Source organism: Mesorhizobium sp. WSM4935, assembly GCF_029625735.1.
Lineage (GTDB): Bacteria > Pseudomonadota > Alphaproteobacteria > Rhizobiales > Rhizobiaceae > Mesorhizobium.
This window is the reverse complement of the sequence record NZ_JARTVR010000007.1, coordinates 221,554-245,903: the sequence shown is the minus strand read 5'-3', so window position 1 is coordinate 245,903 and position 24,350 is coordinate 221,554. Positions and strand designations below refer to the sequence as shown.

The window sequence follows — 24,350 nt, the reverse complement described above, 5'->3', positions numbered from 1 at the left end:
ATCCGGACGAATGGGAACGCGCATGACACTCGAGGTCATCGGGGCCGGATTTGGCCGCACCGGCACGTGGTCGACTTTCGCCGCCCTGAACCGGCTCGGTTTTCCGAGCTATCACATGCAGGAAGTCATCATCAACAAGGCCAACAAGGGCCACCTCGATTTCTGGCGAAAGGTGGCGAACAGCCCGCCCGGCACGCAGCACGACTGGAACCGTGTCTTCGCCAATTATCGTGCGACCGTGGACAATCCGGGCTGCTGCGTGTGGCGCGAGCTGATGGTCGCCTATCCGGACGCCAAAGTGCTTCTGACGCTGCACCCGCGCGGCGCCGAAGCCTGGTATGAGAGCACCATCGACACGATTTATTTCACCGAGAATGTCTGGCAGTTCAAGGTGCTGGAATGGCTCACGCCATTCGGCCGCAAGTTCGGCGACATGTCGCGCAAGCTGGTCTGGGGCCGGACGCTGAAAGGCGTGATGAACGACCGCGACAAGGCGGTCGCGCGCTACAATTCCTATATCGAAGAGGTGAAGGCGGCAGTGCCGCCGGAAAAGCTCTTGGTGTTCAAGGTCAGCGATGGCTGGGCGCCGCTCTGCGATTTCCTCGGCGTCGCTTTGCCCAACGAGCCGTTCCCCAATCTCAACGACCGGGCCAGCATCAAGAAGATCATCAACGGCATGATCGCGGGATCCTATCTGATGCTTGCCGGCGTCGCGGTGCTGATCGCGCTGGCGGCTGGCGGCTTGTGGTGGTGGCTGGGGTAACCGGCGGGGACCCATCAAGCCACCACGACCGCCGATGGCCTCGCGTCGGCGCCGCGCGACTAGAACGGCAGGCGGATTTCGTCGGGCTCGGCCCGCTCGGGCCAGCCGATGTCCTTCTGGATCTCCGCCGGCAGTTCGTAGAGCTCGCGCGTCGTTCTCCGGCGCTTGCTGGCCTGCGCGAAGGCGGCGCGGATCCTGTTAAGACTTTTGATCATGAGAGCCTCCATATCAATCAGCGGCGGAAAACCGGCGCCGCCTCTTCCCAGCGCCGCTTTTGCGATGCGTCTGTAACCAGTCGATAGCGCGCGAACGGTGAAATGCTTCACGAAGCCGGAGCGGCTTGAAACATATGCATGCAAATTAGTTTGTAGGATCGGCCACGCGGTCTGCGCGAAAATCGGGAGCTTGCATGGCGCGCAATGTCAGGCGCTTGGGCTTGTCGCCTGATGGGCTGATTCCCCTAACTAGCGAGGCGGCGGCGCGGCTTGTAGCTCGGCACAAACGGGCGCCCCTAAATCAGTTGCATCTCGCACTCACTTTTCCGCCCCGCGCCACTTCCCTGCCGGCGCGATAGACGGTGCGCTCCTTCGGCACCGCCACCACCGCTTCCGGGATATGCGCGGCGCTCAGCGCAACGAAATCCGCCCTGGCGCCGACGGCGATGCCGTAGCCTTCGAGCCCTAGCGCCTTGGCGCCGGCATGGCTGACCACGTCGCAGGCGGCTTCCAGTTCCCAATCCTCGTAGAAGCCGGAGCGGTAGCCGATCATGTTGGCGCGGTTGAGCATGTCGCCATCGCCATAGGGCCACCAGGAATCGCGGATGTTGTCGGAACCGGCAAAGACCGTGACACCCGCCTTGCGCAGCGCCGCCACGGGCGGGAAAGGATGATCGCCGGGCGCGTTGGTCATGATGGTGACGCCAGCGGCGGCGATCCGCTCGCCAACCCTGTCCAACCCATCGGCGGAGATGTCGCCCAGCCCGTAGGCATGGCTGACGGCAACCTTTCCCTGCATGCCCGATGCCGTGGTCCGGGTGACGATCTCCTCGATCTCGAACAGGCCGAGCGAGCCGCGGTCATGCAGATGGATGTCGACGCCGGCGCCGTGCTTTTCGGCAAGGCCAAAGACGACATCGAGGTGGCCCTTTACATCGCGGTCGAAGCTTGCCGGGTCGAGGCCGCCGATCAGGTCGCAGCCGAGCTTGAGCGCCTCGTCGAGCAGCTCCGCCGCGCCTGGCGAGGACAGGATGCCGCTCTGCGGGAAGGCGACGAGCTGGATGTCGATCAGGTCGCGGTATTTCTCCCGCACCCCTAGAATCGTCTCCACATGCTTCAGCCCGACCGCGGCATCGACCATGACATGGCTGCGCATGGCGAGACTGCCATTGCCGACACAGAGCTCGAGCTGGTTTCTCGCCCGCTCCTCCATTGGTGCCGCCTGCTCGAGGTTGCGCATCTGGAAAGCGACCCGCTCGCGCACGTCGAAACCATTGGTGCAGGGAATGTGCGGACGCCAGGCATCGCCATAGAAGGAAGTGTCGAGATGGATATGGCCCTCGACAAAGGCCGGCAGCACCAACTGGCCGGCAAGATCGATGGTGCCGGCCGGTAGCGGCGTCGGGTTGGCTGCAGGCGCGATGGCGCTGAAGCGGCCGTCGGCTACGGTGAGGTCAGCGACCGTGCCGTCGGCGAGCCTGGCGTTGAGAAAATGAGTCTGATTCACGATGCAATCCATTGAAAAGGAAGCGTCAGTCGTCGCCGGTCGGGCGGACGGGGTCAATGCAGCAAGGGATAGAAACTGTTTCGCCCTTGCTTTCTCCTGTGCAGGAAGGCAAGTGCAACCGCCGCAATATACCGTTTTCGCGGAAGTTTCAGCGGTCGGCAAATGTGCCATGGTGAAGCCTGCGGTATGAGGCCGCCGTGGTCGACGCGGACGCCCAAGCACATCCCCAACAATGCGCCCCCAACGGCCGCGTCGACCATGAACGGAAATGGCAACGGCGCCCCTGCCCTGGATCGCCGTTTTTCGACCGGCCCGCTTTGATCAGCCTTGGGTGCCGGCGTATTCGGCGACCAGCGGCTCGTATTCCTCGAAGGACGGCAGCGCTTCATAGCTGTGCACGGCCGCCGTTGCCGCCCAGGGCAATTTCTCGGCCGTCCATGTCTCGATGAAGGGCGCGAACCAGGCATGGTCCTCGAGCATGGTCGGGCGCAGATTGACGAACCAGTCGATCCCTTCCGGGCGCGTGAACATCCAGGTCATGCAGTAGCCGCAGAAATAATGCTTCGACGCGCCATGCAGGCCGCCGACCACCGGCTCGCCCTTGGTCACCTCAAACCCTTCCGACGGGATCGCCGCGCTCAGCGAATAGGCGCTCGACGACATCGATTGGCAGCCGGTGCAGTGGCAGGCCATGGTGAGCAGCGGCCTTACCGATATCTTCAGACGCACACGGCCGCAGCGGCAGCCGCCTTCGGCGGGAAGAGTGAGGGTGGGCAAAAACAGCTCCTTGGGTTGGGGTTCATCCTTCTCCCTTGTGGGAGACGGCGCTCAGCCTTCCGTCAGCTCTGCCGTCGTTTTCATCCGCACGCCCTGTTCCTCGAAGGCCTGGTTGTGGCGGGCAACGATGTCGGGCGCCTTTTCCTGCAAGGAATCCAGCGTCGAATGCGCATCGGAAACCAGGGTGACGCCGAGGCCTTGGGCGAAGGCGCCCTTTACGGTGGCGGCGACGCAGAAATCGGTCTGAGCGCCGATGAGCACGACGTCGTTTGCGCCCTGCCTAGCCACCCATTCGGCGAGTTCTGGGTTGGAGAAAGCATTGCCGACGCTTTTGCCGAAGGTCGGCTCGTCGGCGTGCTGGCCGAGCAGCGGCCATACCGGCCAGCCGGAGGCGCCCGGCGCCAGCGGATCGCCTTCCGGCCCGTCATGGCGGATGAACGCCACCTTGCGGCCGGAACGCCGCGCCCAGTCGATCAGCTTGCGCGCGCGCTCGGCGATCGTGTCGGCGTCGTGGATCGGCGGATCGAAACGGCCATCGAACATGCCGGTCTGCAGGTCGATGACGATCAGCGGCGCTGCGGCGGAGGGAGCTGTATCTGGCATGGCGGCAAGATAGCGTGAGTGGAGGATGGGTCAAGGACGAGGTACAACTCATAAGCGATTATGAACAATCAAGAGTTGCAATATGCGCGCGATGCAACTATCGTTACAAGCAATGGGGGCAGGATGATGGAACAATACACCGTATTCCTGATCGGGGCAGGCACACACGGCAATGACGAGCAGGCTGTCTTTACGCTGCATGATGCGGGGACAAAATGCCGACTCGTCTGCAGTTATCGGGACAAGGTCATCGAGGTCGAAGAGGACGACTATTTCGAAGCGCTATTCCAGATTCGCCTGCGCCTTGAACTGGATGGACTGCTGCCTTTCTGCTACGGCGCCAGCGGGAGAGTCTACCCGGAGGGAACGGTGATCGAAATGAGCCGGGGACTAATCGCCTGCAAAATAAGGATGGGACAGCCACCGAAGGAGACGGACCTGGTCAACATCTTTGCCGATGGCCACGATGTGGTGCCTGCCTTTCCAAGGATGCAACAGGAATGCTGGGACGCCTGGCTCGCTTCATTGCCTTCCTGACGAGAAGCATCATACGCCAACCCACGGGAACTTACGTATGACTGTCGCTGACCCTGATTGGCCTTTTGACGATCCGCCAAATGTGGCCGTCATTACGATTCATCAGATAATCAGGGGCGAGCACATTGTAGATTACGTTGCTCACGATGACGACGATGGCGCCTGGCAGTTCCTGAACCGGGCTGTCGATTTCAGGATGGCCGACGCCATGCTTGTCGGCCTGTCTGAGATGGTGAAATTCGATAGCTCGCTCCGCGAACTCTGGGACCTCCCCTATGGCTGGTGTGCCTGGCGGGACGGCAAGGACCAACCGTGGCATCGCGCGATGAAAGAGCCTGAGGAGGAATGATGGCTTGCAGGCGACCGGTCTGATTTAGCTGGGGTTGAGATAGCGCACCTACGACATCAGCGGCATCGGGCCCTTCAGCGCCTCCGCCAGCGCGTCGCGGAAGACGGTGATCGGGCGCGCCAGCCTGCCGGCCGGGGGGCGGTGGAGCAGCCAGCAGCGCACTTGCGGCTTGAAGCCAGGGCAATCGATCACCTCGACAGCGTCGCGCCATTGGCTGCCCGACAGCGCGCCCGGCGTGACGACGCCGATGCCGTGCCCGCGCGCCACCAGCGACATTCTCAGATCCGCGCCCTGCGCCTCGACGCCGACCTGGAACGGCAGCCGCGCCGCCTCGAAACGGTGGCGGATGAACGCGCGGAAGCCGCAGCCGGTTTCATTGAGCACCCAAGGGTAGCGCGCGAGATCGTTGAGCTCCGCCGGCTTCGGCACGCCGAGGCTTGGCGCGGCCACCAACAGCACCGCCTGCACGCCGAGATCGTCGCCGACGAGCTCCGGCGGCGGCGCGACGCCCTCGGCGAGGCAGACCGCGACCGCGTCGATCTCGCTGTGCAGCACCTGCTCCACTAAGCGCGGCGACAGGCTGGAGGTGATCTTCAGCGTCAGCTGCGGGAAGGCCGCGCGCAAGCTGTCGAGCGGCTCGGACAGCGCGCTGGTCGAGAGATAGGGCATGATGCCGAGGCGGAATTCGCCCCTGACCTCGCCGTCCGGCGAGACGCCCGCCTTCAGATCCTCCAGCGAGCGCAGCACGCGACGGCCATGCTCATAGGCCTCGCGGCCCGATGCGGTGGGTTTGAGCGGCTTCGACTGACGATCGAGCAAGGGCGTCGCCAGCCGCTCTTCGAGATTCTGCACCCGGCGCGTCACGCCGGGCTGGGTGAGATTGAGCCTGGCCGAAGCACCGACGATGGAGCCGGTTTCTACGACGGCGACGAAAGCTTCGAGGTCATGGATGTTCATGCGTATCTTGCATAATTATTATCAGATTATTTCAATGGTAAGCATTATGATCGGTGCGAATAAAGTCCTCGCGAATGCTGCGGACAGCGAGGCTACCCATGAACGGAACAGACAACGCACGGATCGCGACGGCCGAGTTCGCTGACCCGTCGCGGCATGCCAACGGCAACACCATCACCCGCTCCCAGACGCTGTTGTTTGCCGCCTCAGTCGGCATCATCGTCACCAATTTGTTCGCGCCGCAGACGCTGGTCGGGCTGATCGGCCCCTCGCTCGGCGCCGCGGCATCGGAAAGCGGCCTGGTCTCGATGGCCACGCTACTCGGCTATGCGGCGGGGCTGTTCTTCCTGGTGCCGCTGTCCGATCTGGTCGAGAACCGCGCGCTGGTGCTGCGCATGTTGTGCGCGGCCGCGCTCGCTGCGGTGGTCGCCTCCTTCGCGCCGTCGGCCGCATCGCTCCTTGCCGTGCTGTTCGTGCTCGGCGCCGCCTGTTCCTGCATCCAAGTGCTGGTGCCGGTTGCGGCCTCGATGGCGCCGCCGGGACAGGACGGGCGCGTCATCGGCGACGTGATGAGCGGGCTGATGATCGGCATCCTCTTGTCGCGTCCGATCGCCAGCCTCGCCGCCGACGCCTTCGGCTGGCGCGCCTTCTATGGCATCAGTGCCGCGGCACTTGGGCTGCTCGCGATCCTGCTTGGCTTAACGCTGCCGAGGCGGACCCCCTTGGCGCATGCAAACTATGCGGGGCTCATCGCCTCGCTGGTCGGACTTCTGGGTCAGGAGCCCGTGCTGCGCCGCCGCGCCTTCACGGCGAGCCTGGTGATGGCGGCCTTCAGCGTGTTCTGGACGGCAGTGGCGCTCCGCCTCTCGGCTCCGCCCTTCGATCTCGGCCAGAAAGGCATCGCGCTGTTCGCGCTGGTCGGCGCCGGAGGTGCGGCGGTGACGCCGATCTTCGGCCGCGCCGGCGACCGCGGCTTTACGCGCCAGGCCACGGTTCTATGCCATCTCGTGCTGATCGCGGCGCTCGGCCTAGCCGCGTGGGCCGGCTCGGCTAAGGCCGGCCCGCTATGGCTGCCGCTCATCTTCATGGGCGTCAGCGCCGTGATGCTCGATATCGGAGTCACCGGCGACCAGACGCTTGGCCGCCGCGCCGTCAACTTGCTGCAGCCGAAGGCGCGCGGCCGCATCAACGGGCTGTTCGTCGGCATCTTCTTCATCGGCGGCGCGATCGGCTCGCTGCTTGCCGGCGTCGCCTGGGCCTGGGGTGGCTGGAATGCGGTTTGTGCGACGGGCGCTGTGTTCGGAGCGGCAGCGTTGGTGGTGGATTGGGTGGAGTAGCAGGGTGCTTTGTGAAGGAAGCGCCGGCGCCGGAGCGCTTAATTCCCTTGTGGGGGCGATCGGCAGCTCAGCGCCTCAGCCAATCCCGCCCGTCACGGCATACGCTCCGGCAGTGCGCCCATCTGCCAGCCTCACGATAGCGGTGACGATAGAGCCATAGGAACCGCGCCATACGCTGTGGAAGCCTTGATGCGTCGCGGCCGGCACCACGATCCGGCCGGTGTAGCGGTTCCCGCCGGCCTGCATGATCACCGGCTCCCCGTTGACGTGGACTTTCACAGCCGCCTCCGGCCCCAGCCTGCCCGCCTCGATCTCCAGCGCGATCGTGATCTCGTCCGTGTCGCCGGCGCGGACGGTTTCGGCGGTCAGCATCAGGGCAACCGGCGCATCGCCGGCACCACTCGTCACACCGCTGCCCCCCGCAAACACATCCTCCGACAGCGGCGGCGTGCGCGGCGGAGCCGTGCGGCGCCTTGTGGCGCGCTCATAATCGCCGGCGACCGTCAGCAGCGCCACGTCGTCATAGGCCTTGCCGGCGAAGGTAAGGCCGACCGGCATGCCGATATCGGCCATGGTGCCCATCGGCACCGTCACCGTCGGGATGCCGAGATGGCGCCAGACCAGATTGCCGTTGGCGACCCAGGTGCCGTTGCGCCAGGCAAGCCGGGCCGAAGCCTCGTTGACATCGGCATCGGCCGGGCCGACATCGGCGACCGCCGGCAGCACCACGGCATCGAGGCGGTTGGCATCGAGCCATTCCTCAAAGTCGGCGCGGCGCGTTGCTTCCAGGCCCTTCAGACCGTCCTCGATGGTTGGGATATCTTCCAGTCGCGCCACGCCCTGCTTCGCGCGCTCGACATATTGCGCCAGATCGAAATCGGCATCGCCATAGCGGTCGCGCAACGTGCCCGGCGGTTGCGGGAAGATCTTTGCGCCGTCGACCGAAGTAAGATCGTGGATGGCCGGATCGGCATTGGCGCGCAGGAAATCGTCCCATGACCAGATGGAAAGGTCCCAGATCTCGCGCTCGGCGAATTCCGCCGGCACCAGCCCGCGGTCGACCATGGAGCGCGCGCCCGGGCGGTCGCGCTCGTAGTTGGAGACGACAGGAAAATCGACCTCGATGACCTCCGCGCCGAGCACTTCCAGATCGCGCGCCGCCTGCCGCCAAAGCTCAAGCACGGAGGCGCGTGTCTCGATCGGCCGGTCGGCGCCTTCACCCTTGCCGATATACATTTTCGGCACGCCGAGCCTCTTGCCCTTGAGCGCGCCCTGCACGGCAAGCTCCGCATAGCTCGCCGGCCGCAGCGCCGAGGCTTTCGGGATTTGCACCCAGGGCTGCACGCGCCAGAAATTGCCCCGCGTCTCGGCATCGTCGGCGACGATCACATCGAGCAGCTCCAGCATGTCGGTAACGGTCCGCGTATGCGGCACCACCACATCCATGGTCGGCACCAGAGGCCAGTTGCCGCGCACCGAGATGACGCCGCGCGAGGGCGTGTAGGCGACCAGCGCATTGTTGGAAGCCGGGGCGCGGCCGGACGACCAGGTTTCTTCGCCCAGCCCGAAAGCCGCGAAGCTGGCGGCGGTCGCCGTGCCGGAACCGTTCGACGAGCCGGAGGCGAAAGCGGCGGTGAGGAAATCCCTGTTGTACGGGCTTTCGGCGCGGCCATAGACGCCACGCTGCATGCCGCCATTGGCCATCGGCGGCATGTTGGTGAGGCCGATCAGCACCGCGCCCGCCGCGCGCAGGCGTGCAATGGTGAAAGCGTCCTCGTTTGCCGTGAGATGCTCGAAGGCGGGCGAACCGGCCGCCACCGTCAACCCCTTGGCCTTGTAGCTGTCCTTGGCGGTGTAGGGGATGCCATCGAGCGGGCTTAGCGTCTTGCCCTCGCGACGGCGGCGATCCGAGGCGGCCGCTTCTTCGAACATGTTTGGATTGAGGATGGGCACGGCGTTGAGCGCGATGCCGTGGCGGTCGTAATGGGCGATGCGCCTGAGATAAGCGCCCACCAGTTCGACACTGGTGACCGTGCCGTCTTCCAGCGCGCGGCGCAGATCGGCGATCGAAGCTTCGACCAGTTGGAGCGTAGGCATGATGGCGGGCGAATTCCTTTGCAGAGGCTGCGTTCCGTCACACCCCCTCTGCCCTGCCGCGCATCTCCTCCGCAAGAGGAGATTGCTGGCGCGACCGCTTTCGACAATCGCCGACGTTGCAGGGGGTGCTATCGCCGAAGCTGCTGATCTCCCTCTCTCGGAGGAGATGCGCGGCAGGCCAGAGGGGGATGCTGTCCGGCCGGTCTCTCACATAGCCCGACAAGCGCTACCCTAGTTTTCACGAACGTCCTCCCGGTGCCCTGCTCTATGTTCGATCCACCAGTCGTTCTGCCAATCCTCATAGCCGAGAAGCGAGCCCTCCATCCTTTCGAGAGCTTCGTTCCAGCCGGTCTTGGCTGAGACTTTCGACACCAGCAGAAAAGCCTCTATCCGCCATTCCTCTCCGGGCAAGGCGAAGAAGATGCGTCGCCATTTCCGGAACCCGGGGAAGAGCGCGCGCTCGGCCTCGGTGAACGGCGTGTCGACGATGCGGCGGACCAACCGACCGGATCGAACGACGGGATCGAAGCGCTTCAGCGTGTCCTTCAGCCACTGTGTTGGATAGGCGTCTTGGAACATCGCCAACGGCTTGCGGCCTTCCAACATCAGCGGCAGTTCGAAATTTGTATGAACGAGATACGGTGTCTCGCGGACTGGATGCCAGGACTCGATGCGATTGAACCTCGGGTCTGGCTCGCAGGGCGGAACACTTATTGCGCCCAGCCTCTGAAGATCCCCTGGGTTCAATTCCCACAAGCCTGATAGCTGTGTGCTGCTGCAACCCAGAACCGCACTGAGCTTTTTCAGGTCCAAGACGCAGATTCGAGCCTCGGAGACAGCTGAACCGGTTGCGGGATCGATCTCCTGCAGGACAAAATAAGTGGGATCGGCAGTGTTGCTCACGGGGCGACGATGGCTGCTCCGACAGCTCTTGTACAGGCCTTCTTCGGATAGGCTGGCGGGACAGCGACCCTCCTTCTGCCCCGCCGAGCATCTCCGCAAGGGGAGATCGGCTGTCACGCGGTCTTTCGCCAATCGGCAACGTTATTCCGGCGCCCCGGCAAACATCACCGTGCCATCGCCGCCTGCCGCAGGCCAGTCGCGGATGGCGCGGTCGATGCCGCCGGTCAAAAGCGTGCCGTCGGCGGCAAACGCCACCGAATACATCGGGCCGGTGCCGGGGTCGAACTCGGCGATCTCGGCGCCGGTCTCAATGTTCCATATTCTCGCGGTGCCATCGAGCGAGACGGAGCCGAGGCGCTTGCCGTCGGCCGACAGGGCCAGCGCATAGACCGTGCCGGAATGGCCGTCGAAGCGGCGGATTTCCTTGAAGGTGTCGAGGTCCCAGAGTTTTATCGTGTAGTCGCCGCTGCCGGTCACCGCGTGATGGCCATCGGCCAGGAAGACCGCGCCATAGGCGCCGCGGTCGTGGCCGTGCCAGCTGCGCAGCTGCTTGCCGGCAACGATATCCCAAAGCTTCAGCTCACCGTCGATGCTGCCGGTGAGGGCCATGGTGCCGTCGGGCGAGATGGCGACGGAGCTCACCGACCAGTCGTGGCCCGGCAGCACATGCGACACCGTCCCCTTCTCGAGGTCCCAGACAACCACGGAACCGGTGTCGTGACCGCTGACGGCGCGCTTGCCGTCCTGACTGACCTTCAGTTGCCTGACGCCGCCGTTCGCCCCTGAGGAGAAGACGTGCAGCACCGTGCCGTCGGAGAGCTGGCGCAGCACGACCTCGCCGTCGTCGCCGGCAGTGAGCGCGGTCTTGCCGTCAGGCATAAAAAGCGCGCTGCGCGCCATGTCCTTGTGCTCACCAAGATCGCGGATCAGCCGCTTGCCGTCGATGTCCCAGAGCTTGATCATGCGGTCGGTGCTGGCACTCATGATCTCGTGGCCGTCGCCGGACACCGCCAGCCAGACCACGGCGTCGCGGTGACCTTCCGGCGCGGTCGGTTGGGCCGGAGGCGCCGGCGGAGGCGGCGCCACCGTCTGCGGCGGCGTTGCCGGCGCGAGCGCCATCTGCTCGTTCGGCTGGACATGCCGTGCCGGTTGGGCAGGCGGCGCGGACTCGGCCGGCGCGGCGGCCGGCGGCGCCGGCTGGGCGGGAGCCGCAACCGGCTCGGACAGCGCGGGCTTCGCCGGCCGTTGATGCGCGGCTGGCTCGACGTTCGCCTCCGGCATGGTCGGTTTTGCGTTCGCCTTCGGCGTGGTTGGTTTTGCGCTCGCCTTCGGCTCGGGCTTCGGCCCGGGTGGCTGAGGCTCCGCCGGCGCGGTGGCGACTTCCTTCGCCCCTTCGCCGCCCAGCCCCGACGCCCGCCACGGACCGGACTGGTCGGCGACGATCAGGAGCAGGGCCAAAAGCGGCAAAGCGAGTGCTGCGCGGCGCAGTCGCGGATGGCCGGCCGGCGCGATCTTGGCATCGCGGCCAAACAACGGGGCAGCCGGATCGTGCCTGGCGGTGCCGGGCAGCAGGCCGGCGAGGAAAAGCAGCCCGGCAAGAACCGACAGCACGCCCGCCGCGCCGAAGATTTCCAGCCGCGCTGTCGCCGGGGGGCTGCCGCCCAGCGCCGGATAGAGCTTGGCGAAACAGGCAATGCCGACGATCAGCATCGCCAGCGCCAACAGCCTGTCGGTCGATCGCTTCATCGGTCTTCCCCGCCCCTCTCCGCCTGCTCCCTTGCGACATGGCGAAGGCAGGCCGGCCCCAGCATCTTAGCCGATCTGGCGGCCAAGGCTAAGTGCAAGACATCACACAGCCCCGCAGGTGATATGCTTCTCATTCCGTCCCAGCGCCGTCATCATACTATCGTGCCGCTGTTCCACCAGTAAAACGCTATCCCCAACTATAGAACGGCGACGCTGGCCGATTGCTTGACAGAAACCATTCATATGAGATTATGCGGTGAGGGTTTTTGGAGGGCAGTGGCATGAAGAAGACTTACGAGAAGCCGGTTTTCGTCTGCAAGGGTAAGCTTTCGGCAGTTGTGGCGGGTCCGTCCCTAGTCAACGGCAGCACCAATGGCAGTTCCCCGCCGGCTTGATGATTTAATCCTCAAACTTTTGTCGGCACGCCGGTATTGCTTCTGCGACGTTTCAGAGCGCAAGCACGAGGTCATCCAGCACGGCCTGCCAGTGGTGCCTGGTGGAAATGCGCACGCGCGTCACCGCCTTCAGCATTGGCGCATAGTGGACCGGCGCCAGCGCCGACAGGGTGATCTCGTCGCTGGCGACAAGTTCCTCGCCTAGCCAGCTTTCGACCAGCACCACCTCGCCTTCCGATGTCAGCCATGCCGTGGTGAGCATTACCGAATGGAAGCCGAAAGGCGCGGCGCGGCCGAACTCGGCCGGATGGCCGCTGCTGGTGTAGGCGATATAGGCGCCCGACACGTTGCCGTTGACGTAGCCCTCGCTGTTTGCGGTGTGGTCGCGCGCCATGGCGTTGAGATTGCGCCAGTCGAGCCCGGCGTGACCAGATGGCACCTTGCACAGGCCGCGCGGTGTTATGTCGTCGAATCCGATCGCCTTGAGCGGCGCGTCGGGCGCGAGCGCGCCGGGCGCCAACAGGCCGAGATTGACCGGGTAGGCCGAGAGCTTCAGCCTTCGATCGAGCCCTGAGCCGACAATGACGATTTCATCGGCATCGACGCTCAGCGGGAAGCGAAAGGCCGCGTCCGCAGGCAGCGCGTGGCTTTGGAGCAACTGGCCCTTGCCCATGACCGACAGCGTCGCTTCCGCCCTTGCCGGCGTGCTCCCGCCCGCCGCCCGTCCCGGCGCGAGGCCGACCGGCTTCGGCAGGCCCTCGCCGGCAACGCCAACCATGGAGCCCGGCGCTTCCATCAAGCGGACCGCCTGGTCCGCGTTGGCGCTGCTGGCGCGCCAGCCGGGCGGCACCGAAACCGAGAAGCGATAGCTGCCGGGCCTCTGGATCGCCGCGCTGCGGCGCTTCGACGACATTGGAAAATTGGCGAAACCGGCGGCGTTGCTGCGCGCCGAGGCAAGGAAGGCGCCGCGCTCGTCATAAAGCCGCACCACGATGCCCGCCATCGGCCGATCGGCTTGACCGTAGGTGCCGTCGCCGTCGACATCCATGTAGACGAAGGACGAGAAGTTGAGCTTGCCGGATGTCGGCGCCCATTTGGCGCGTGGCGCATAGTCGCCGGTCGGATTGGGGTTGCCGCGCGCCCTGCGACGCTTGCGGCGCCAGCGCAGCGCGATCGCGATGAGGGCGATCGCACCGGCAAGGACGAGGGCTGAGATGAGCGCGACGAGGATGGTATCAGCCATGGCGGGGAAGCGATGGGCGGGTACAAATGACCGAAACTAACAGCATAAGATTTAAATCCCCTCAATTTCCTAGCAGACTAGCGTCGAACGTTGCCTCCGCAAGTTATGTTCGCGGAAGCTATCTCTAAGAGATGCTGGTGTTTTTCTGTTTTCTCACCCCAACTCCACCCAGACAGGCGCGTGATCGCTGGGGTTTCCCCCTCCCCGCACCTCGCGGTCGATGCCCGCCGCTTTCAGTTTTCGAGCGAGCTTCCTCGACAGCAATATGTGGTCGAGCCGCAAGCCGGCGTCGCGCGGCCAGCGGTTCCGGCGGTAATCCCAGAAAGTGTAGAGCCGCTCTTCCTTGGGAAAGACCTTGCGCAGCGCGTCGGTCCAGCCCTGGTCGATCAGCGCGGCGAAGGCGGCGCGGCTTTCAGGTTGCACCAGCGCGTTGTCGTCGTAGGAGCGGGTGGCGTAGATGTCACGCGGCTCGGGCACGATGTTGAAATCGCCGGCGAGCACCACCGGCAGACCGGTGTCGAGAAGCTGCCCGGCATGCGCCGCGAACCGCTCGTGCCAAGCGAGCTTGTAGGCGAATTTCGGCCCCGGCTGAGGGTTGCCGTTCGGTGCATAGAGGCAGGCGATGACGACGCCGTCGACCGCGGCCTCGATGTAACGGGCCTGGCGGTCGGCGTCGTCGCCGGGCAGCGCGTCGCGCGTCAGCACCGGTTCGGCGCCGCGCGCCAGGATGGCGACGCCGTTCCAGGTCGGCTCGCCCTTCCACACCGCGCCATAGCCTGCCTTTGCAAGCCTAGTCAGCGGGAATTGGGTGTCGCGGGATTTCAACTCCTGCAGGCAGACGACATCGGGCTTGGCCTTGGCCAGCCAGGCCAGAAGGTTTTCCAGCCGGCTGTTGATGTTGTTGATGTTGAAGGTGGCGATCTTCATTTGTCGCCTCCCGCTTCATGGCGCCAGCTTGGCCTTCACGGTCTCCGCCACCGTCCTCAAATGATCCGCGGTCGAAAACCCTGAGATCGCCTTGCGCGGTTTCAGGTCATGGTCGCCGTCCTCCAGCCAGATCACCTCGATCGCGTCGGAAAGCCCGTAGGTCGCGACTTCGTCCTTGGTGCCGAACTCGTCGCGCGTGCCTTGGAAGATCAGCGTCGGCGTCCTCAGGTCGGCGAGATGCTTTGTCCGCAACTGCTCGGGCTTGCCCGGCGGGTGGAACGGATAGCCGAGGCAGACCAGGCCGGCGATCTCGCCTTTGGCAAACATCTCGTCGGCGACCATCGAGGCGACGCGCCCGCCCATCGACTTGCCGCCGATGATGAGCTTGCCGGTCACGCCCTTGGCGCGCAGATCGGCGATTGCCTTGATGTATTCCGGGTTCACCGTCTCGGCGCGCGGCGGCGGCTTGCGATGGCCGTAGCGACGCGCCGCCATGTAGTGGAACTCGAAACGGGCGACCTGGAAGCCGGCTGCTGCAAGTGCCTTGGCGGTGGCGGTCATGGAAGGCGAATCCATCGACGCGCCGGCGCCGTGCGCGAGAAGGATGGTGATGAAGGCGGTGTCGTCGCCGTCAAAGAGGAAGTGCGTCATGGGACGGCCTTCCTGGGAAGGCCGAGTTCCGTCACACCTCCCTCTGGCTTGCCGGGCATCTCCCCCGTAAGGAGGGAGATCAGCCGTCGCATCGGCTTTTGCCAATCGCCTGCATCGGAGGACAGGCGCGGCCCATAAACTGCCAGTCTCCCCCCTTGCGAGGGAGATGGCCGGCAGGCCAGAGGGGAGTGCTCAAGCGCGAACATCTCGCTCACCTGCCATATGCAGATCCACGAACTGTATCCCCTTCTGCGCAGTCCGCGCCCATTCGGACTCCGCGTCGAGCTCCAGATAGCGCACCCACAGCCGGCGGGCTTCCATCAGATTGCCGGCGTCAAACTCTAGCCGCGCGAGGTTGAACACCGGGTCGGCGTAGGTCTTGTCCAGCGCCATTGCCTTCTGCAAATGCCTGCGCGCCGAAGCCATCTTGCCCTCGTCGCTCATCAGGCTGGCGAGATTGAACCAGGCTTCGACGAAGCCCGGATCGAGTTTTATGGCACGGGCATAGTCGTGCGCGGCCTCCGCCACGCGGCCAGCGCCGCGCAGGCAATTGGCGCGGTTGAAGGCGGCGATCGCGTCCTTCGGGTCGATCGCCAGGCAGCGCTGGTAGAGGGCCGCCGCACCGTCATGGCGCCCCTCCTCTTCCGCCATCTCGGCTTCGGCGAAGAGCTCCTCCAGCGTGTCGTCCTCGGGTGAACCGAGGTCGAACAAAAGCTGGCCGTCGAGCTCGCTCCTGCCTTCGTCGAGATAGATCGCATCCGGGCGGCCATGCTGTGAGCCGAGATTGAGCGACTTGGCGGTAAGCGAGGCGACCGGGCCGGAGCGGTGCACGGAGCGCGCGATCGCGCCCCAGGTGGCGCCGCTGGCGATCAGCCCGGCATATTTCCTCGCCAGGATCAGGTCGCGGAAGGAATAGGGTTCGCCGTCATGCTCGAAGGCATCGAACAGCGACAGCATGTCGAGATCGTCGCCGGCGAGCCGCGATTGGTCGATCAGCGACTGCCTGGAGAGCGACGAGGCGTCAGGCGCCTTCATCAAGCCGAGCAGGCGCAGGAAGCCGTTCTCGCTGACCAGGGCGCAGCCGGCCTCGCGCTCCGCTTTCGCACGGCGCTCGATCTCGGCATCGCCGGATTTCGCCACCTTGGCCAGAAGCGTGCGACCGAACACGACGTGGGAGGTGCGGCGGGTGACGCCGCGCCTCAGCTCCGCATGGCGGCGCTCGACCTCGCGGGCAGCTAGGCGCAACGGAAAGGCGGCCAACGCGCCGATGACGCCGAAGACTGCGCCGGGAACGATCGCTGGCCCTCCCGTCACTTCTTGCTCTTGCCGACAGCCTTCAACAGGTTCGCCTTCAGCGGGTTCTCAGGCGCGCCGGCCGCAGCCGCCTTCTTGGCCGGCTTCGCCGGCGCTTCCTCGGCCTTGCTCTTCGACTTGGCCGGGGGCTTCGCCTGCTGCGACAGGCTCGCCTTCAGCGCATCCATCAGGTTGATGACATTGCCGCGCTCGGGCGCGGCCGCGATGATCGGCTTGTGGCCTTTCAGCTTCTCGCGGATCATCGCCATCAGCGCCACCTCATAGCGATCCTCATAATTCTTCGGATCGAAGTGCGTTTCCTTCTGCTTGATCAGCGCCAGCGCAAGCTCCAGCATTTCCGGATCCGGCTTGCCGGCCGGGATGTTGCCGAAATATTCAGCTGTGCCGCGCACTTCGTTGGGATTCCTCAAGGTGCAGACGAACATCCCGTTTTCGCGCGCGCCGATCGTCACCACGCGCTCGCGGCTGGACAGCACCAGGCGGGCAATCGCGAGCTTGCCGGACTTGCGCATGGCTTCGCGCAGCACCGCGAAGGTCTCCTCCGCCATGGCGCCATCCGGCGCGAGGTAATAGGGAGCGTCCTGGTAGATCACGTCCACCTCGGCCTCGTCGACGAAGGCCTCGATGTTCATCGTGTGGTTGGATTCGATCCTGACCGCATCGAGGTCGGCGTCATCGATGATGATGTACTGCTTATCCTCATATTCGTAACCGCGCACCAGGTCCGAACGCTCGACAAGGCCGAGCTCGGGATCGACCGGCTTCATGTTGATGCGGTTGTGTGTCTTCTTATGCAGCTGATTGAACGAAATGCGCTCGCTCGCGCTGGTGGCCGGGTAAAGCCGGACCGGACAGCTGACGAGGCTGAGCTTGAGGTAACCTTTCCAACTTGCCCTGGGCGCCATGACTAACTCCTACGCGGCCATGCACTGACACTATGTTGGAGCATGGTCTTGTCCAAAACCGGTTCCCAATTTGGGCCCATGCTCTTTGCAGCGCTTCGTCCGTAGGACGATTGAGGCTGCGGAAATCCTACACCGACCCGTGATGGTACTGCCGAATTCCTAGCGAAATGTTTTTCGGGCGGTTGGCGCGGAGGATAATTCAAATTGTAGGAAGCGTCGATGGAGAGGGATTGAGACGCTGGCGATTGGCCGAAAGCCTTGATGCTTCGTCATTCTAGGGCGGAGCAAGGAGCGAAGCGACGCGCGCAGACCCTAGAATGACGAAAAACGGGAAGGCAGATCCCTCGCCGCCTCGTGGATCTCCGCCCAGGGGTCGCCCGAGGTCTCCAGCAATCCCGGCAACGAGGCGTAGTTCAGGTCCTCCGGCGCGTCGATCGTCTCCAGGTCGGTCCAGCTCACCGGGGTCGAGGCCGGCAGGTTGGTGCGAGCGCGCAGCGAATAGGGCGCGGCTGACGTGTGGCCGCGGGCGTTGCGGTGAAAGTCGATGAAGATGCGCTTCTTGCGGTTTTCCTTGCCCATCGTCGTGGTGAAGGTGTCGGGCGCGCTTGCCGCCAGCATGGTCGAAATCGCGCTCGAGGCCTGATGCAGTTTCTTCCAGTTCTGCTTTCTGGTCACCGGCACGGTGATGTGGATGCCCTTGCCGCCCGAGGTCTTCGCGAATGGCACCAGCCCGAGGCTCTCCAGTCCGGTCTTGATGTGTACGGCCGCCTCCACCACTTCGCGCCACGAAATCCCCTCGCCGGGGTCGAGGTCGAAGACGATCTGGTCGGGCTTGTCGAGTTTTGTTCGGTGCGTTCCCCAGGTGTGGAACTCAACGACGCCGAACTGCGCCAGCGCCAGATAGCCCTTGGCGTCCTCGACCGAGAGATAGGTTTTGGTCTCGCCTTCCGAATTGGTGCTGTCGAACACCGCCACCGAGGGCGGCATGCCGGTGAAGGCGTGGCGCTGGAAGAAGCAATCCTGCGGCCGCCCGGTCGGGCAGCGCACCAGCGACACCGGCCGGCCGATGATATGCGGCAGCATGAAATCGCCGACCAGCGCGTAATAGACCGCGATGTCCAGTTTTGTGGGCCCGGTTTTGCCGAACAGCCGGCGCTCCGGATTGGTGACCCAGATGGTGGCGAGGTCGGATTCGGCGATCAGCCGCTTGCGCTTGACCGGCACCGGCGTCGTCAGCCCGCCGACATCGCGCAAGCCGCGAAAGACGCCGTGGCGGATCGCATTGTCGGCGGTGCGGTTCGAATAGCGCACGCGCGCCGACAGCAGCGGCTTCACCCAATGCATCTCGCGCATGATCTCGCGCGGCACGCCTTCGGGCGGGCTGGCGCCGGCGGTCAGCCGCTCCAGCCGGGCAAGCAGATCCCGCGCCATGTCGCTGTCGAAGCCGGTGCCGACTTTGCCGCGATAGTGTAGCTCGCCATTCTCGAACTCGGCCATGCCGAGCGCCGCAAGCCCTTCCGCCTGATCGGACACGGTATAGCCGGCGATGATGAAATCGTCCGTCTTTTGCGCCTTTACCTTGGTCCAGCTCTTGGTGCGGCCGCTCTGGTAAATGGCGTCGGCGCGCTTGGAGACGACACCTTCCAGCCCAAGCTCGGACGCCTGGTCGTACAGACCCTGCCCGTCGCCCTCGACATGGTCGCTGTACTGAATGGCCGAATTGGCGGCCTGGCCGGCGAGCAGTTCGGCAAGCAGCGCTTTGCGCTTCTTGAGCGGCGCCTTGCGCAGGTCCCAGCCGTCGAGATGAAGCAGATCGAAGGCGTAGAAATGCAGCTTCGAGCCCGCGCCTTCGGCCAGCGCGTCCTGCAGCAGCGCGAAGCGCGAGATGCCCTTGTCGTCGAGAACCATGATCTCGCCGTCGATGATCGCCTGGGCGACCGGCAGGCGTGAAAAGGCCTGCGGAAGATCGCCATAGCGCTTGGTCCAGTCGATGCCGCCGCGGGTGATCAGCCGCACCTCGCCGTCCACCACATGCGCCATGGTGCGGTAGCCGTCGAACTTTATCTCGTGCAGCCAGAGCTCCGGCGTTTTCCGTGAGGGGTGTTCGCCGCCCGGCGGCTCCGCCACCTGGGTGGCCAGTTGCGGCTCGATGCGGGCGGGCGGATCGCCTTTTACCGCGCCGGGCAGCGCACCGGGCTTGAGCGAGCCACGCTTTGGCGGCAGGCGTTCCGCCTTCTTTGGCGGCGCCACCAGTTCCTCGATGCGGCGACCGGACTTCACGCTTTCAGGCCGTGCCTCGAGGATGTCGAGCTTGGTGTCGGAAGCGAGATCGCGCTCCTTGAAGAGCAGCCAGTTCTTCTTGTTCTCCTCCTCGCCGGGCTTGGGCTTCAGCCGGGTGAGCATCCAGCCGCCATTGAGTTTTTGCCCGGCCAGCCGGAACTTGAAGGCGCCGGTCCTGAGGCTCTTCTCGACGTCCTCCATTGGCGCCCAGGTCCCGATGTCCCAGACAATCATCGGCCCGCCGCCATATTCGCCCTCGGGGATGACGCCCTCGAAGTCGATATATTCGATTGGATGGTCCTCGGTCTCGACGGCGAGGCGCTTGTCGGCGGGATTGAGCGAGGGCCCGCGCGGGACGGCCCAGCTTTTGAGCACGCCGCCGACTTCGAGGCGCAGATCATAATGGTCGGCGGTGGCGTGGTGCTTATGCACGACGAAGCGGTTGCCACCTTCACCGGCAATGCCGCCGGCAGGCTCCGGGGTGCGGGAGAATTCGCGCTTGGCGCGGTAGGATTTGAGATTGGCGGACATGGGTCAAACCGCTGCAGCGGCAAGCTCACCTTGCCGACGTCGCGTTCCGTCACACCCCCCTCTGTCCCGCCGGACAGTCCGGCAGGACAGAGGGGTGCGCTGTCCCGCCAGCATTTCGGATTTTCCTAAATCGCGGCGGAGCAAGGGACCAAGATCAATCGTCAATCGCCGGCGTCAATTCCAGCTCCGCCGGTGTCAGCCCTTGCTTCAGTTGCGAGAGCCGGAATTCGTCGACCCAATAGGCCTCACCATCGACCAGCACGCGGGCGCTGTAGGAACCGCCGGAAAAGCGCTGCGCGGTGACATAGACCTTGTGGCGCTCGAGCGCGGTCTTCACCGCGGCGCGGCGGGACTTTTCTCTGGCGACGGGACTGGCCATGGCCTCACTCGAACACGCTGCCGCCAAACATGCGGCTGCCCGTAAGCATGGCGGAGAGCGGAATGTGAGTCAATTTGCTGGCCAAAGCCGCCGCTCAGCCACCCGACCGCAGTCGCCGCCAGCGCTGCATAAATTCCTGCGCGACCTTGAACAGGCGTGGATTGTCACGCACGAAAGCGACGCCCCGGCCGCGGTATTTGATGGCCTCGCTGGCGGCCACGCCCTTCAGCGTGATGCCGAAGCAAAGCTCGGACAGAACCGACTTCACCGCGCCCATATGCTCCTTGTAGCTCTGGTTGCCGACCGACAGGTCGAAATAGTTGAAGCCCGCGCCCCGCCCCCATCTGATCAGCTCGCCCATGATGCAAAGTCCAGGCGAAACATTGGGCACCGCGGCCTGGTCGATCGCGATCAGCAGCGCGTGCAAGGTGCCGAGATGGGCTGCCAGATACTGGACCGCGACCGTTACGTCGCCGGCGCGCAGGCCGAAGATCCGCACCGAACCGTCGGCAAGACCGCGCTGCGCGGCCTTGCGGTAGAAATCGACGACCGCTGGCTGCGCCAGCAGATCGAACCGGCCGAGCTCGCGGAAGCGGCTGAGCCGCATATCGACCAGCTTGCCGAAGATCGAATCGACAAGGGCCGGCGTGTCGGCTTCCACCAGCGCCAGGCCGCCATTGCGATCGAGCCGGCGGAGATCCTTGTTGAGCGCCTTGACGAAGGACGGGCGGCAAATGCGCTTGACGACGGTTTCGGCATCGCCGTCCATGGCGATCCCGTAATGCGAGTGGATGGAATCGCGCGCCTGCGACAGCAGCGCCAGCGGATTGTCGACGCCGCCGACCTGCTTAGGGATGCCGGCGATGTGGATACGGTCAGCCCGCGGCAGCACGTTAAGCACTGCCGCCCACGCGGCCTCGGCGGATTGCTGGGTCCACGGGGACGCGTCGGCCAGCAGCGGCGCTGCATAGTCGCACACGCCGCAACTCAGCCATTCGATTACCCGATGGCCGAATGCAGGCCGCCGCATCAGCGGCAAAAGCATCCTCGGTTCGCCCGTGGCGACATCCCGCACCTCCACGATGGCGAGATCGGCATTCTCCGGCACAAGCCCTTCGACGATCCCTTCGGCCCAGGCGAAATGCTGGTGGCCGGTGCACACGCCCGCCGCTTCGAGACGCAGCCAGAGCGGCTTGACCGTTTCGAGACTGGTGTGCAGTTGCGCCACGTAAGCGGCGCCGGCGGCATGCGGCGCAGCCTCGCCGTCGGCCAAGCCCGTCGTCATCGCGGCCATCGGCATTGCCTGGCTTGCCACATCGTTCTCCTATCGTCTCTGCACGGCGAGCGTCGCCGCGCGGCGCCAGGCGCCGACCATCGTGGGGCGCTGCTCGCTCGGGTGCTTGAGGTTCCACATTCGGTTGGCCGCGAAATACCATGAGGCCGCGAGCACGAAGACTTCGGACACCGCGGCGCCGGCCAGCGACCATGTCGGCGGCGCGACGGCCAACAGGATGCCGATCGTCGCGAGCCCCACAATCGCGCCCGCCATGGTGATGAAGGCGACGATGCGGAAATCGCCGACGATCTCCAGGACCACGCGCGGCATGACATAGCCCATGATCGGCACGAAATTGGCGATGGCAAAAATTCCGATCAGGCCGACCGAGGCATGCTGCAGGATCTGGGATTTGATCATCGGCAGGGCGAATAGGACGCCGCAGCCATAGGCCAGGCTGCCCAGGACCATGACGAGAGCCCAGATCTTGGCCTGCGTCCATACGCGGTCGAACTCTTTGTTGCGCACCAGCTTCGCAAGTTCCGGCTGCGTCATGTTCGAGAAGGCAAGGCTGGAAATGCGCAGCGGCGCAAACAGCACCAGCACCGCCGCCAGCGGCGCGTAAGCGGCCGGTCCGGCGATACCTGCGACCAGAAGCGCCAGGGATTGCCCCTGGATATTGGTCGTAGTGGCGCTGAACCCCGACCAGCAGAGCTGCGGCCAAAGCCTTGCATAGCGCCGCCAGGTCGGCGCGCGGAAGGAGATGCGCAGCCTGCGGCGCGCCAATCTCACCAGCACGGCGATGCCGACGACATTGGCCGCGGCAAGCGCATAGAAAGTGGCCTGGAGCGCATCGGTGGAGAACCAGATCGCCGTCCCCGCGAGGATTATGCCCGCAATCGTGAACGCGGCGTCGCTGATGGAGACCACGAGTTGCATGCGGCGCGCGAAGAATGCCGTGCGCATATGGCTGCGCACCGACCAGGCACAGACGAAGCAGGCGGCGCCGATACCGTTCGGATCGCCCAGGACGCGCATCAGCAATCCCGTGCCCAGCCCCATCAGCAGCGCCACCACCAGCGCCGCCGATCCAAAGGTAACGTCATGGGCGTCGACGCCGGCGCTGTTGGTGCTCTTGCTCATCCATATTGTGGCGGGAACGGCGGTAAGCGAGCGGATGTAGGACAAGCCGACGCCACCCATCACCATGGCCAGCGCGAAGAGGCCGTAGCCTTCGGCCGACAGAAGATGCAGCAGCGCGATGTTGAGGGCGAAATGGAAGCCGCTCTGCATTGCCTCGCCGCCGATCATCAGCATGAGGCGCCGCACCAGATGGGCCGGGAAGGTGAACTTCACGGGCTCGTCTCCGCCTCGCGGGCGATATGCGCCCGCCTCTGCCGCGGCGTTGCCGTCTTCAGCTTGTCGGCCACGATCGCCACGATCGCCGCGGCGGCGATATGTTCGCTGAACATCGCCTCGTAGCGCGCCCGGCCGGCGGCGGCGAAGCCGCGCCAGAGGTCCGGCCGCAGGATGATCTCAGTGAGCTTGCCGGCAAGGGCGGGGGCGTTGCCGGGCGGCACATGCCAGCCGGTCTCGCCGTCCGCCACGACTTCCACCAGCCCGCCGATCGCCGACACCAACGGCGGCCGCCCCCATCCCATCGCCTCGATGGCGACGCGACCGAGCGATTCCGGGCGGCGCGACGGCACCGCTACGACATCGGCCCAGCGATAGTGATCGGCGGGGTCGGAGACGAAAGGCAGCACCTCGACATGCCCGGTCAGGCCCATGCGCCCGACCAGCTCGGCCAATGCCTTTTCGCGCTCGACGCTTTCGAAGGCGCCGCCCACCAGGCGGACTTCGACGCGGTTGCGCAACGCGGCGGGAAGCGAGGCGACCGCTTCCAGCAGCACCTCCTGCCCCTTGATGCGGTTGACGCGGCCAAGCAGCAGGACCTTGAGAGGCCGCTTGCCGTCATAAGTCATCGGCAGGGCGACCGCCGGTCCGGCAACGCCGTTATAGACGACATGCGTGCGCCGTCCCTTGGCATCGATGGCCGGCGGGTCGCCGAAGGTGGCGCGCGTGGCGCGCGAATTGAAGATCAGATCGGCCTTGCTCCAGCGCATCAAGGCGACAAGCACCTTGCGCAGGATGCCCTCGGGAATCTCGTGGATATGCAGCAGCGCCTTGCGCGGCAAGAGGCGCGCGGCCAGCGCATAATCGGCAATGATCGAGGTGTTGATATAGGTCAGGTCGCTGCTCCGCATGCGCCGCCAGGCGCGCCAGAGCGCCGCCGGCAGCCGCGCCATCTCGACGGTGGCGAGCCTGAGCATCGCCTGACGCCTGAGCACCCAAAGCGGTTCGAACACGATATGGCTGGCATGCGGCTTGAGGATATCGACAATCGGTCCCTCGCGCGGCAGCACGACCTCGATCTCGGCGGCCGGGAACGCGGCGCGCAACGCAGCTACGCTCTCCGCGAAGCTGCGGTCCGAACCGTAGAGCTCATAGCCCTGATGAACGCAGGCAATGCGCATCACTCTCTTTCCACCTTGCACCCGGAGTCCGCTCAGCACCGGACCCTCAAGCGCGGAAGAAACTTCATGCCGAATTCGCACGCCGCTCTAGCCAGCGGTGGCAACCGCAGGCCCGGTAGCA

The 24,350-nt window shown here is 65.1% G+C and carries 22 protein-coding genes; 4 read left to right on the top strand and 18 right to left on the bottom strand.

Annotated features, from left to right (window positions below; translation table 11 throughout):
- Positions 1-22 precede the first annotated feature (22 nt).
- On the top strand, positions 23-763 hold the full coding sequence (locus tag P9273_RS18680) for a sulfotransferase family protein (RefSeq protein ID WP_041001367.1): 741 nt from the start codon (positions 23-25) through the stop codon (positions 761-763).
- 59 nt (positions 764-822) lie between these two features.
- Here P9273_RS18680 and P9273_RS18675 read toward each other — a convergent pair whose 3' ends face one another.
- The 4 genes from P9273_RS18675 to P9273_RS18660 form a co-directional block, all read right to left on the bottom strand.
- Entirely contained in the window at positions 823-978 is a 156-nt protein-coding gene (locus P9273_RS18675; protein ID WP_224516067.1) for a hypothetical protein, read from the bottom strand.
- Positions 979-1,279: 301 nt separating this feature from the next.
- A complete protein-coding gene (locus P9273_RS18670) occupies positions 1,280-2,497 on the bottom strand; it encodes an amidohydrolase family protein (protein WP_278050217.1) in 1,218 nt (405 codons plus the stop codon).
- 309 nt (positions 2,498-2,806) lie between these two features.
- Complete coding sequence (locus P9273_RS18665) at positions 2,807-3,262, bottom strand: GFA family protein (RefSeq protein ID WP_278050216.1); 456 nt, start codon at positions 3,260-3,262, stop codon at positions 2,807-2,809.
- Positions 3,263-3,313: 51 nt separating this feature from the next.
- Positions 3,314-3,865: an isochorismatase family protein gene (locus tag P9273_RS18660; protein ID WP_278050215.1), complete on the bottom strand. Its 552-nt coding sequence runs from the start codon at positions 3,863-3,865 to the stop codon at positions 3,314-3,316.
- A gap of 60 nt (positions 3,866-3,925) precedes the next feature.
- Here P9273_RS18660 and P9273_RS18655 point away from each other — a divergent pair, with 60 nt between their 5' ends.
- A complete protein-coding gene (locus tag P9273_RS18655) occupies positions 3,926-4,402 on the top strand; it encodes a hypothetical protein (protein ID WP_278050214.1) in 477 nt (158 codons plus the stop codon).
- Between the two features lie 37 nt (positions 4,403-4,439).
- Entirely contained in the window at positions 4,440-4,751 is a 312-nt protein-coding gene (locus P9273_RS18650; protein WP_278050213.1) for a hypothetical protein, read from the top strand.
- Between the two features lie 48 nt (positions 4,752-4,799).
- Here P9273_RS18650 and P9273_RS18645 read toward each other — a convergent pair whose 3' ends face one another.
- Complete coding sequence (locus tag P9273_RS18645; RefSeq protein WP_278050212.1) at positions 4,800-5,708, bottom strand: LysR family transcriptional regulator; 909 nt, start codon at positions 5,706-5,708, stop codon at positions 4,800-4,802.
- 98 nt (positions 5,709-5,806) lie between these two features.
- Between P9273_RS18645 and P9273_RS18640 the strand changes: the two genes are divergently transcribed.
- The gene (locus tag P9273_RS18640; protein WP_278050211.1) at positions 5,807-7,045 is read left to right on the top strand and encodes an MFS transporter; all 1,239 of its coding nucleotides are present in this window, start codon (positions 5,807-5,809) and stop codon (positions 7,043-7,045) included.
- Between the two features lie 75 nt (positions 7,046-7,120).
- On the opposite strand, the gene P9273_RS18635 is transcribed toward P9273_RS18640, so the two are convergent.
- The 13 genes from P9273_RS18635 to P9273_RS18575 all read right to left on the bottom strand — a co-directional run bounded on the left by P9273_RS18635 (position 7,121) and on the right by P9273_RS18575 (position 24,229).
- Positions 7,121-9,142, bottom strand: a complete 2,022-nt coding sequence (locus P9273_RS18635; RefSeq protein ID WP_278050210.1) for an amidase — start codon at positions 9,140-9,142, stop codon at positions 7,121-7,123.
- Positions 9,143-9,373: 231 nt separating this feature from the next.
- Positions 9,374-10,045: a hypothetical protein gene (locus P9273_RS18630; RefSeq protein WP_278050209.1), complete on the bottom strand. Its 672-nt coding sequence runs from the start codon at positions 10,043-10,045 to the stop codon at positions 9,374-9,376.
- A gap of 141 nt (positions 10,046-10,186) precedes the next feature.
- Positions 10,187-11,791: a WD40 repeat domain-containing protein gene (locus tag P9273_RS18625; protein ID WP_278050208.1), complete on the bottom strand. Its 1,605-nt coding sequence runs from the start codon at positions 11,789-11,791 to the stop codon at positions 10,187-10,189.
- Positions 11,792-12,238: 447 nt separating this feature from the next.
- Positions 12,239-13,429 (bottom strand): hypothetical protein, encoded by a 1,191-nt coding sequence (locus P9273_RS18620; RefSeq protein ID WP_278050207.1) that lies wholly within the window; start codon positions 13,427-13,429, stop codon positions 12,239-12,241.
- Positions 13,430-13,582: 153 nt separating this feature from the next.
- Positions 13,583-14,356 carry an exodeoxyribonuclease III gene (gene xth, locus P9273_RS18615; protein ID WP_278050206.1) on the bottom strand — a complete coding sequence of 258 codons (774 nt, stop codon included), beginning with the start codon at positions 14,354-14,356 and terminating at the stop codon, positions 13,583-13,585.
- A 15-nt stretch (positions 14,357-14,371) separates the two neighbouring features.
- Complete coding sequence (locus P9273_RS18610) at positions 14,372-15,007, bottom strand: alpha/beta hydrolase family protein (protein WP_278050205.1); 636 nt, start codon at positions 15,005-15,007, stop codon at positions 14,372-14,374.
- 192 nt (positions 15,008-15,199) lie between these two features.
- Positions 15,200-16,321: a tetratricopeptide repeat protein gene (locus tag P9273_RS18605; protein ID WP_278050204.1), complete on the bottom strand. Its 1,122-nt coding sequence runs from the start codon at positions 16,319-16,321 to the stop codon at positions 15,200-15,202.
- Positions 16,318-17,226 (bottom strand): non-homologous end joining protein Ku, encoded by a 909-nt coding sequence (gene ku, locus P9273_RS18600; protein WP_041001386.1) that lies wholly within the window; start codon positions 17,224-17,226, stop codon positions 16,318-16,320. Before ku ends, P9273_RS18605 begins: the two co-directional genes overlap by 4 nt.
- A 312-nt stretch (positions 17,227-17,538) precedes the next feature.
- Entirely contained in the window at positions 17,539-20,037 is a 2,499-nt protein-coding gene (ligD, locus tag P9273_RS18595) for a DNA ligase D (protein ID WP_278050203.1), read from the bottom strand.
- Positions 20,038-20,191: 154 nt separating this feature from the next.
- Entirely contained in the window at positions 20,192-20,416 is a 225-nt protein-coding gene (locus P9273_RS18590; RefSeq protein WP_041001388.1) for a hypothetical protein, read from the bottom strand.
- 94 nt (positions 20,417-20,510) lie between these two features.
- The gene (locus tag P9273_RS18585; protein ID WP_278050202.1) at positions 20,511-21,731 is read right to left on the bottom strand and encodes a GNAT family N-acetyltransferase; all 1,221 of its coding nucleotides are present in this window, start codon (positions 21,729-21,731) and stop codon (positions 20,511-20,513) included.
- Positions 21,732-21,740: 9 nt separating this feature from the next.
- Positions 21,741-23,048 (bottom strand): hypothetical protein, encoded by a 1,308-nt coding sequence (locus P9273_RS18580; RefSeq protein WP_278050201.1) that lies wholly within the window; start codon positions 23,046-23,048, stop codon positions 21,741-21,743.
- Complete coding sequence (locus P9273_RS18575; protein WP_278050200.1) at positions 23,045-24,229, bottom strand: glycosyltransferase family 4 protein; 1,185 nt, start codon at positions 24,227-24,229, stop codon at positions 23,045-23,047. The genes P9273_RS18580 and P9273_RS18575 overlap by 4 nt, the downstream gene beginning before the upstream one ends.
- Between the last annotated feature and the right edge of the window lie 121 nt (positions 24,230-24,350).